This is a genomic window from Dolichospermum sp. FACHB-1091 (assembly GCF_014697585.1).
GTDB lineage: Bacteria > Cyanobacteriota > Cyanobacteriia > Cyanobacteriales > Nostocaceae > Dolichospermum.
On record NZ_JACJSB010000027.1, the window covers coordinates 52909 to 62872 of the forward strand.

Consider the following 9964-nt stretch of genomic DNA (forward strand, 5'->3'; position numbering starts at 1 on the left):
CAAGTCATTGATTTGTCACGGTGTTTATTCAGCAAGCCCTAGTTAGGTAATGCTTTTATTATTTCCCATTCTCTGGTTCAAGATTTAAACCGCGATAGATTTGTTCAATGGGGAAGCTGAGATTGATGCTTTTTAGTTCAATGGTGTCACCTTCTCCATAGTTAATAATCATCCATTGTCCTGCATCATTTTTGTGATACAAATCTATTTCCATCGCAGTGGAACTAACCAACAGGTAATCTTTCAAGACTGGGTTATTTTGATACATTCTGAATTTGCCGCCTCTGTCGTAGGCTTCGGTAGTTTTTGAGAGAACTTCAATGATTAAGCAGGGGTAGATAATATATTGGGTTGTGGTTTTATCACGATCATCGCAGGTGACGCTAATATCGGGATAAGTGTAGTTATTTGTGCCAACAATATTAACTCTCAGGTCAGAGTTACCTATTATGCAACTACTAGCGTCTAAATGGGTATCAACCATAGTCGCAAATCGAATTGCAATGCGGCTATGATTAACGCTACCGCCAGTCATGGCGTAAACTTGACCGTCGATCAGTTCGTGTTTTTCTAGTTGCTGTTCTTCCCAAGTGAAATATTCTTCTGGAGTGAGGTGAGGGGCGTTGTCTTTGGCTGCGATCATGGTTCGTTATCTCCTACGGTTTGCAGTTGCTTGGGGTCAGTTTGGCTCTGGGTTAGTTGATTTAATTTTAACAATGCTGTCAATTTCATCCAAAATTAGCTGACGCAAGAATGAGGGTTATAGTGTTGTTGACGGCAAAGTTATGGGTAAAGTCACAAGCAGTTCACAAACAAGTTGTAAAGTGCTAAAACAGTTTGTAGCTAAATTTTCAATTTCATTGATTTTCAACCACCTTTGCTAAGTTTCCACTGGAAACCCACGCAGGTGGGTTTTTTTATGGCTGCTGTCACCGAGATTTTTTCTGGTGCTTCCAGGTAAGCAGCACTTACTTCTAGCATCAATTATTTTTTTGTCAAGTTCTATTGACACTTTGTAAAGATATTGTTATATTAGTTTACATAAAGTAACAAACCCAAGAAAAAACATTATGTATACCACCAGTGATGAAAAAGGCATTCTTAACAACTATGCCAAAGAACCCAAACTTTACTACGCAGAATTTCCTACAAAAGCGCAACAAAGAACCTATGCCTTTCAAGGTGTAGTAGCAATATTATTTTTAACTTCTATAGTTCTAATTACCTTGGGGGTTAGCTAAAATTTCCCGCTTCGGTATTTGTATCTAATCGTCATTCAAATTTTCTCCTAATTAACCCTGGTCAGTTTCGCCAGGGTTTTTTATTGCCATTTTTTGCTTTACTGCTCACTTAAACGTCGAAGCTGATCTCGAAAATAACAAAAGCTTGGTGATTGATTATTATCAATATCCATTAGAGGAGATATCTTTTCAGCCCAAGTTGTCTTCTCTTTACCAATTACCTGATAAGGAAGTTTAGACAACTTTTGACAACCACCAGGATATACTGCGTCGGCTAACTTCTCCCATGTGCCACAAATATCATCATTAGCATAAGAATTTAGGGTTGCTAGTTTGGCATTTGGATAAGCCGTCTTTACTGCTGCTAAATCACCTAAATACCATGCTTCTCCTTCCTCAATAGCAATACAAAATTGTGTCTTTGGTTTAGGTTCACAAGAGTCTACAATATTCAGTAATTCTTTGCGAAAAACACTCAAACATCGGTAATCAAGATCGCAAATAATGATCAGAACAGCATGATAACTAGGGGGATAACTGGCAAATGTTTTACCATAGCCTTGAATAAGTCGCGGTAATTGGTCGAGCAAAATTCGTTTTTTGGGATCAGAATTAGATGTAAGATTTTTAGGAATATGCCCTATTCCTTTGTAAGCATGAATATTAAATGTGTGTTGTTCGGGGTTAATAATTTTTGGAACAAGAATATCAAGAGTAGTTTTGCCAGAAATATCCTCAACTAATATCTCAAAGTGCATATATTCACCTTGCGTCCAAGTAGTCACTGTACCAAAGTCCACCCAGGGGCAAACCCTCAGAAACAAGATTATTTATCAGAGGATCTTCACTAGCCCGCTTAATTTTAGCAAATCCATCCTCACCCTTTTCTAATACCCAAACTTCTTCAGGTTCAAGAGCATCTACAAAATATGGTTGATGTGTTGTCACAAATATTTGTGACCCACCTTTCTGACCTCTAGTGTGTTCTCGAAATTCTCTGGCTAGGGTTTCTAAAAGTTTATGATAAAGTCCATTTTCCGGTTCTTCGATGCACAAAAATGGTGGTGGTGAAGGGTCTTCTAACATCAGAAGATAGGCAAATACTTTGAGTGTACCATCTGACATTTGTTGAGAATAAAATGGGTCTTGAAATCCCTTGTCGTTGAAACACAAAAGCAGTCTTCCATCTGGACTTGGGTAAGTGCTAATCTTATTGACACCGGGAATTTTATTCGCTATTTTTTCCAGTATGGATTGAAACTTTTTGGGATGTTCTCTTTCCATAAATTGAACTACATTACCTAAATTATCTCCATGAATATTCAAATGCTTTTGTGGTCCGGCTAGAGGTAAACTGCGGGCAGCATCAGGTGTAAAATAGCTTAAATACCACCCTTCAATAAATCTTCTAAACATAGAAATTCGGGGATGTTGTTTAAGTGAACCTAAAGTAGCAATTCCCAGTTTTCGCGGATCATCAAGTTCAACTACTTCGGTTTCTTTAGTTTCTTCTTCTGCTTCACCTCTTTGGATTTTATCCATTAAATCTAACACATCAAAATCATCTTGCTTACCTTGTTGTTCACCTTTCCATGCGATTCCTCTGCCCTCATTGAGAATTAAAAAAGAAAAAGGTTGTCCCTTACCTTGTCCTATTCTGCGTTGTCTCAGTCTCTCTTTTTTTACATAAGGTCTTTGAAATGAGTCAATATCTATGGCTAATTCATAAGTAATTGGTCGGGCATTACCATCTTCTTTATAATAGATTTCAAACTCAATACTTCCCTGTTGTCCTTGAGAGATAATTTTTTCAAACCCACCACGACCATGAGCATAACAAGCTTCTTCTACTCCATTTTTCAAGCAATCAGCAAGAAAGCCAAAAATGTCAAAAATCGTGCTTTTTCCCACGCCATTCTTACCAATAACTGCTGTCATTGGTGTTAATGGTTTGGCACTTTGTGTATTCCACAATTTCCCCAAGGTAATATCACGAATAACTCTGTAATTTCTAACTCTAAAGCCTTCTATTCTAGACATTTAATATGCTCTACTTTGATTTTACTCACTAATTTTTGGAGGAATGAGATAAATTATTCCTGAAATAATCGTTAATATTACCGATACCCAAAAGGCAATTAAAATAGGAGTTTGCCAAATTGGAGATAAGGGAGCAATTAGGAGAGATATGGCAATAATTTGACTAACTGTTTTCAGTTTACCCCAAATATTTGCACCAGTGATAGTAGTTTGATTAACTCGCCAACCTGCGATCGCTAATTCCCGTGCTAAAATTATAAAAACTGCCCAAGCTGGAATTTTTCCTAATTCTACTAACACTAATAATGGTGCAAGTACCAATAATTTATCTACCAAAGGATCAAGAAATTTACCTAATTCACTAATTTGGTTCAATTTTCTGGCCAAATATCCATCCAACCAATCAGTTAAGGCTGCAATTAAAAATATAGTTAAACATATCCATTTGGCTTGATTTGTAGGATTGTATAAACCGTAGAGTAAAAAAGGTATTCCCAGCAGTCGAGAAAAAGTAATCCAGTTAGGTAAAGTCATGAGAATTAAAAATTAAAAATCAAAGATGATTATATTGCAAAGGATAAATTTTGGATGCTGTAACAAAAGTTTAGGTTTAGATTTAATCAAATTTGTCAGTTTTATTAAATCTTTTCCTAACATTCAATAATTGTGCAATCAAAGGTAATTTGATCATTACTGTTGTCCCTTGATTTAAACCCAAACTCTCCAAAGTAATTTTACCACCCATCAGTTCAATTAAATTACGAGAAATTGCTAAACCCAATCCAGTTCCTTCAAATTTTCGCGTAGTTGTACCATCAACCATGACAAAGGGACGAAATAGTTTACCTTGTTCTCCCGGATCAATGCCAATTCCCGTATCTTTAATGGACACTATAACATAAGGCTGATGATTATTTGGATAAATATTTGTACTAATTTGAATACTACCTTCATCTGTAAATTTAGTAGCATTACCGATAATATTAATTAGCACTTGTTTGAGTTTTAATATATCAGCTTTAATTGGGATGGGTTGATCACCTATATTACAAATTAATTGCAGTCTTTTAGATTGGATGTTAAGTGATTGTAAGTTAATTACCTCTAATAATAATTGACGTAAATCTAGAGGTACTATAATGACGGAAAGTTTACCAGATTCTATTTTAGAAATATCCAATAAGTCATTGATTATACCTAATAAATGAATTGCCGTATCATCGGCCTTTTTGAGAAATTCTAATTCTTCTTCTCTGTTATCACATAAACCATCACGTACTAGACGAATACAATTAATAATAATATTAAGTGGGTTTCTTAATTCATGGGAAGTTGTTGCTAAAAATTGACTTTTAATTTGATTGGCTGATTTAGCTTCTTTCCAAGCAATTTCTAATTCTTCAGCCCAATCTTTGAGCCTTTCTACCATTTGATCTAATGCTTGTGCTAGTTGGTTAAATTCCCGAATTTTGAAATTACGGGGAATGGGTTGGGCTGCGTGGTGACTATGAAGATTAACAGCATAGTCGCGCAGTTCTTCTACTGGACCTGCTAAATAAGGAACTAAATAAAATGATGCTAATAAACTTGCACCAATTAAACCAACTGTTAGCACAATCAGAATTAGTTTAATTTCTTCTAAACCAAATAGAGAATTTTCTACACTTGTAACTGCTAGTACAATCCATCTTTGTGATGGTTTTGTGGTTATAGGTTTAGGGGTAGCTGTAAAACCAGCAACCAATTCTTCTCCTTCTTTAAAAGATAAATTACTAGAATTATTACTTCCAGCTAAGGCATTTTTAACTATAGCTTGTATTCTTTCTACATCGGAATAATTTTTAATATTAGTACCAATTCTTTCCGGTAATAGATGAGCTAAAACCCTACCATCTTCAGAAATTACAACTAAAGAACCAGTCAGAGAGCCGCGATGATTGGGAGTTTGTTGATATAATGTGGTTTTAATACTTAATCGGTAAGCTAAATTACCACGTTGATTAGCAACAGGAATTGATAAAAACAACTGAAGTTGATTTTGTTTATCTCGTTTGCCAGTTTTTCCCGCTGAGGGTGGTAATATAAATTGAATATCAACATCATTATTCGTAGGAGATAAACCTGATGGGGTAATTTCTTGATCACCACAACTACTAGCAATTATATCACCTTTTTTAATATGGGTGAGTTGTAAACAATCAATTTGGGTTGGTAGTTGGTTTTTGAGTTGTTTAAGAAATTGTTGAATTTCTACAGATGATCCAGAATAAATTACTGTTGTTTGACTAGCTGTAATTAAATTGGAGCGTAAAGCAGCAATATCATCACTAATTTTTTTTCCTTTATTAATCGCACTTTCTGTTAAATTTTGTCTAGCTGTATTTAAAAGACTAGAACGCGCTTTATTTAGGGCGACTAGTTCACCTACTAATAAAACTGGGACAAATACCAACAGTATTCTTGTTACTAAAATTCGTCGAAATGACGATTGACCAGATTTACCCATCGGTTGTCTCACTTCGCATCTTTAAATCAGAATCAAAAAGATATGTAATTACATTAACTAACAGAGACATTTTATTAATTGATTATTGATTATTAATCTAAATTACTGAGCAGTAATAGCGGGAATAGTCCAAAAATAAAAATGAAAAAATTGTTACCAATTGCCTATTAGTAGCCTATTAAGTTATTATTTTTGCCTAAGGGTCAACATTATATACTAAAACTGAATGTTCTTGGCTCTCGGCACTGAATGTATAAAATTATTTATTGCATTCATGGACGAAGATACGTCTATAATATCTTTATAAAATCATATTATACATTGTAGGAGCAATATCGTGGAGAAGTAAGCTAGATGAATTGCCTCCAGGTGAATAAGTACCTGAGCAAAATTAATTCAAAATTTTTGGAAAAAATGAAAATCTCTGTATTCCTTGTCTGTTTCCTCCCCCAAACAAATATGGAAAATCGTCCTCATACCACAGTAATTTTAGCCATGAGTGCTGATGGTAAAATAGCAGATTTCAACCGATCTCCGGCTCGGTTTGGTTCATTAAATGATAAACTACACCTGGAGAAACAAATTGCTTCTGCTGATGCCGTTTTATTTGGTGCTAATACTCTTCGTGCTTACGGTACGACAATGATAATATCAGAGTCAATACTCTTGCAACAAAGAACAAAAGTAAATAATCATCCCCAACCAGTTCATATAGTGATTTCCCCTTCAGCTAATCTAAATCCGGACATTAAATTTTTTCAACAACCGGTGAGACGTTGGTTACTCACAACTTCTGTAGGGGCTTCTGCTTGGGAAAAAAGTTCGGCATTTGACCAAATTTTAGTATTTGAAACTCCTACGGGAGAAATTGACATTCTGGCTGTTGTAAAATACTTAGCAAGCGTACAAATTAACCGTCTAGCTATTTTAGGAGGAGGAGAATTAGTAGCATCTTTTCTTGAATTGGATTTAATTGATGAAATCTGGCTGACTATTTGTCCACTGATTTTAGGTGGTAATAACGCTCCTTCACCGGTAGGAAGAAAAGGATTTTTATCTGCTCTTACTCCTAAGTTACAATTACTAGAAGTATCCACAGTTGAGCAAGAAGTATTTTTACACTATGGGATAATTCATCAGTCAGAGGTAAATCTAAAATCCCAAATTGTTTAACAACTATACAATGATAAAAGCACACAAACCTAACTATTCTGTTACTTGGACTCACGCAATCGCGGATGTTCCTAAATCTGCTTGGGATGCTTTAGCAATACCCTTAAAAACCCCTTTTTTAGAATGGGATTGGTTGCACAATTTGGAAATATCCCATAGCGCTACAGCCCATGCTGGTTGGTTACCAAATCACTTGGTTTTATGGCGAGATGGAACTTTAATCGCTGCTGCTCCTTTATATTTAAAAGGACATAGCCAAGGGGAATTTGTCTTTGATCATCAATGGGCTGAATTAGCATCTCGCTTAGGAATAGAATATTATCCCAAACTTCTGGGAATGACACCATTTACCCCCGCAGAAGGCTATCGGTTTTTAATTTCGCCGGGAGAAGATGAGGAAGAAATTACAGCTTTGATGATCTATGAAATTGATAGTTTCTGTGTTAAAAATCGCATTTCTAGCTGTCATTTTCTCTATGTTGATCCCCAATGGCGACCAATTTTAGAAAAACAGGGTTTGACAACTTGGTTACATCATAGTTATATTTGGAAAAATGCTGATTTTACAACTTTTGATGATTATTTAACTGGATTTAATGCTAATCAAAGACGCAATATTAAACGGGAACGCAAAGCTGTAGAACAAGCGGGTTTAAAACTTCAAGCTATGACTGGTGACGAAATTCCCCAATCTATGTTTCCCTTAATGTATGATTTCTATGCTGATACCTGCGATAAGTTTGGTTGGTGGGGTAGCAAATATCTGACAAAGCAGTTTTTTGAAGAATTATACCATAATTATCGTCATCGCGTTGTATTTTTTGCTGCTTATCACCAGGAAGATCAAGATCAGCGTCAACCCCTGGGAATGTCTTTTTGTTTATTTAAAGATAATCAACTCTATGGACGTTATTGGGGGAGTTTTCAAGACATAGATTGCTTACATTTTGATGCTTGTTATTATACACCAATTGCATGGGCGATCGCTCACAATATCCAAACTTTTGATCCCGGTGCTGGTGGTAAACATAAAAAACGCCGTGGTTTTCCTGCTACTCCTAATCACAGTCTCCACCGCTTTTACAACAACCGTTTAGCCAAAATTATCCTCCCTTGGATTCGAGAAGTCAATCATATCGAACAACAAGAAATAGACGCTATTAATACAGAATTACCTTTTAAATAGCAAAATATAAATCCCCCTTAGATCCCGGACTTCTTTAAGAAGTTTGGGATTTATGTGATCTAGAATTACACTAAAGATGTAATCTAAAAAATACTGCCTCAATAAAGTTACTTTTGATAAAGCATGATGGATTTACTACTTGAAGATTTGACAGCAATTGATCATAAACTTTCCCAGCGTCATATTGATCTTGACCCCAATGGTTATTTTATCATCTATATAGACAGAAATGAAAGATTAATTTACGCCAAGCACTTCACTAATATTATTAATGAACGTGGTTTAGCTGTAGATCCAGAAACAGGTAAGGTCATTCCCGTACGTGGTAAGGTGGAAAGAACACACACAACCGTATTTAGTGGTCGCACAGCCAAAGAACTGTGTATTAAGATTTTTGAAGAAACTCCAGATTGTCTCGTTACCTTCTTAGATCATGCAGCCTATTTAGGTAGAGAATTTGTCCGCGCTGAAATGGCTTTAGTGTGCGATAAAGAGTATATTCAAGATTAATTGTTAGTAGTGATGGGTAAACACTTACCTCATCACTGAAAGTATGTTTGAAAAGTTGTAAAGTACACATAAAATCCTCTGGTAAACCTCTCCTCTTCGCTACGCACAATCTTACCCAGAAAGGGTTTCCGGCCGTAAAAGGGATTAAATCTCAAACAGAAGCACAAAAGAAAGTAAAGCGGAGAGAGAAAAAAAGCAAGGGTAAAATTAAAATAGGACTTACGCACAAGTCACGGAATAATGAACCACGTTCGCGGAGCGTCCCGTCAGGGATAGGAACGAAGAGAACGAAGAAAAGAGGGTTTGAGAGATATTTTGCGTAAGTCCTGTAAAATAGTTAATCAGGATAATTTGATGATGCTAAAAATTTCTAATCTTAACGTTCATTATGGTGAAAGTCATATTATCAGAAATGTAGATTTGACTGTATTACCAGGACAAATGGTATGTTTAATTGGACGCAATGGTGTGGGAAAAACAACCATGCTAAAAACAATTATGGGACTTCTTAAACCCAGCAGCGGAATTATTAATTTTGGAGGGGAGATAATTAACCCTAAACCGACTTATGAAAGGGCGAAAATGGGTATTGGTTATGTAAGTCAAGGAAGGGAAATTATACCGCGATTAACAGTTAAAGAAAATCTGCTTTTGGGATTAGAAGCTAGACAAAAACCAGTCAAAAAACCGGAAATTCCTCCAGAAATTTTTAGCCTATTTCCGGTTTTAAAAACTATGCTTTCTCGTATGGGTGGAGATTTAAGTGGTGGACAACAGCAACAATTAGCGATCGCTCGTGCTTTAATGGGAAAACCACAACTACTCGTATTAGACGAACCGACGGAAGGTATCCAACCCTCAATCATTTTGGAAATTGAAGCCGCAGTCCGTCAGATTATTGAAGCCACAGGGATTTCTGTTTTATTGGTCGAACAACATTTGCATTTTGTCCGTCAGGCAGATTACTATTATGCCATGCAAAAAGGCGGCATTGTTGCTTCAGGTCCAACTCAGGAACTTAGCCAGGATGTGATTCAAAGATTTTTAGCGGTTTAAGCGGATATTAATGTTTACTTGGGAATTTTGAGAGCAGCAGAGACGTTTTATATGTTTTATATAACGTCTCTACCTTGACTCAAATTACTACCAATCAGGGTTAAAAACCTTATTTATACCAGGAGTGCATTTTATGAAGTTCAATCGTAGTCAAGTTAAAAAATACCTGCAATTAGCTGATTTTACATCGCTTTTTATTGAAGAACTAGGTTGGGATTATGCTGATATTTCTCCTATTTATTTAAACGTCAA

Annotated in this window: 10 protein-coding genes; 5 read left to right on the forward strand and 5 right to left on the reverse strand. The window is 35.8% G+C overall.

The features are described 5' to 3' along the window. Positions 1-58: 58 nt before the first annotated feature. Positions 59-643 carry a Uma2 family endonuclease gene (locus tag H6G25_RS16425; RefSeq protein WP_190393414.1) on the reverse strand — a complete coding sequence of 195 codons (585 nt, stop codon included), beginning with the start codon at positions 641-643 and terminating at the stop codon, positions 59-61. Positions 644-1070: 427 nt separating this feature from the next. Between H6G25_RS16425 and H6G25_RS16430 the strand changes: the two genes are divergently transcribed. Further along, a complete protein-coding gene (locus tag H6G25_RS16430; RefSeq protein ID WP_035367945.1) occupies positions 1071-1241 on the forward strand; it encodes a ssl1498 family light-harvesting-like protein in 171 nt (56 codons plus the stop codon). Between the two features lie 98 nt (positions 1242-1339). On the opposite strand, the gene H6G25_RS16435 is transcribed toward H6G25_RS16430, so the two are convergent. From H6G25_RS16435 to H6G25_RS16450, 4 genes are all read right to left on the reverse strand, one after another. After that, positions 1340-2026, reverse strand: coding sequence for a hypothetical protein (locus H6G25_RS16435; RefSeq protein WP_347239206.1), 687 nt, complete (start codon positions 2024-2026; stop codon positions 1340-1342). Next, entirely contained in the window at positions 2004-3281 is a 1278-nt protein-coding gene (locus H6G25_RS16440) for an AAA family ATPase (protein WP_190393415.1), read from the reverse strand. Before H6G25_RS16440 ends, H6G25_RS16435 begins: the two co-directional genes overlap by 23 nt. A 21-nt stretch (positions 3282-3302) precedes the next feature. Further along, positions 3303-3815 carry a CDP-diacylglycerol--glycerol-3-phosphate 3-phosphatidyltransferase gene (gene pgsA, locus H6G25_RS16445; RefSeq protein WP_190393416.1) on the reverse strand — a complete coding sequence of 171 codons (513 nt, stop codon included), beginning with the start codon at positions 3813-3815 and terminating at the stop codon, positions 3303-3305. An 82-nt stretch (positions 3816-3897) separates the two neighbouring features. Next, positions 3898-5787: an ATP-binding protein gene (locus H6G25_RS16450; protein WP_190393417.1), complete on the reverse strand. Its 1890-nt coding sequence runs from the start codon at positions 5785-5787 to the stop codon at positions 3898-3900. Between the two features lie 459 nt (positions 5788-6246). Here H6G25_RS16450 and H6G25_RS16455 point away from each other — a divergent pair, with 459 nt between their 5' ends. The 4 genes from H6G25_RS16455 (at position 6247) to urtE (ending at position 9712) form a co-directional block, all read left to right on the forward strand. Next, positions 6247-6960 carry a RibD family protein gene (locus H6G25_RS16455; protein WP_190393424.1) on the forward strand — a complete coding sequence of 238 codons (714 nt, stop codon included), beginning with the start codon at positions 6247-6249 and terminating at the stop codon, positions 6958-6960. Positions 6961-6970: 10 nt separating this feature from the next. After that, the gene (locus H6G25_RS16460) at positions 6971-8146 is read left to right on the forward strand and encodes a GNAT family N-acetyltransferase (RefSeq protein WP_190393418.1); all 1176 of its coding nucleotides are present in this window, start codon (positions 6971-6973) and stop codon (positions 8144-8146) included. Between the two features lie 126 nt (positions 8147-8272). Continuing rightward, entirely contained in the window at positions 8273-8656 is a 384-nt protein-coding gene (locus H6G25_RS16465) for a DUF4346 domain-containing protein (RefSeq protein WP_190393425.1), read from the forward strand. 357 nt (positions 8657-9013) lie between these two features. Then, positions 9014-9712, forward strand: coding sequence for an urea ABC transporter ATP-binding subunit UrtE (gene urtE, locus H6G25_RS16470; RefSeq protein ID WP_190393426.1), 699 nt, complete (start codon positions 9014-9016; stop codon positions 9710-9712). Positions 9713-9964 lie beyond the last annotated feature (252 nt).

What these genes read in the sequence shown, in the direction of transcription:
- urtE (WP_190393426.1), top strand. Translation starts at nt 9,014, where the DNA reads ATGCTAAAAATTTCTAATCTTAACGTTCATTATGGTGAAAGTCATATT.
- H6G25_RS16430 (WP_035367945.1), top strand. Translation starts at nt 1,071, where the DNA reads ATGTATACCACCAGTGATGAAAAAGGCATTCTTAACAACTATGCCAAA.
- H6G25_RS16440 (WP_190393415.1), bottom strand. Translation starts at nt 3,281, where the DNA reads ATGTCTAGAATAGAAGGCTTTAGAGTTAGAAATTACAGAGTTATTCGT.
- H6G25_RS16460 (WP_190393418.1), top strand. Translation starts at nt 6,971, where the DNA reads ATGATAAAAGCACACAAACCTAACTATTCTGTTACTTGGACTCACGCA.
- H6G25_RS16455 (WP_190393424.1), top strand. Translation starts at nt 6,247, where the DNA reads ATGGAAAATCGTCCTCATACCACAGTAATTTTAGCCATGAGTGCTGAT.
- H6G25_RS16450 (WP_190393417.1), bottom strand. Translation starts at nt 5,787, where the DNA reads ATGGGTAAATCTGGTCAATCGTCATTTCGACGAATTTTAGTAACAAGA.
- pgsA (WP_190393416.1), bottom strand. Translation starts at nt 3,815, where the DNA reads ATGACTTTACCTAACTGGATTACTTTTTCTCGACTGCTGGGAATACCT.
- H6G25_RS16425 (WP_190393414.1), bottom strand. Translation starts at nt 643, where the DNA reads ATGATCGCAGCCAAAGACAACGCCCCTCACCTCACTCCAGAAGAATAT.
- H6G25_RS16465 (WP_190393425.1), top strand. Translation starts at nt 8,273, where the DNA reads ATGGATTTACTACTTGAAGATTTGACAGCAATTGATCATAAACTTTCC.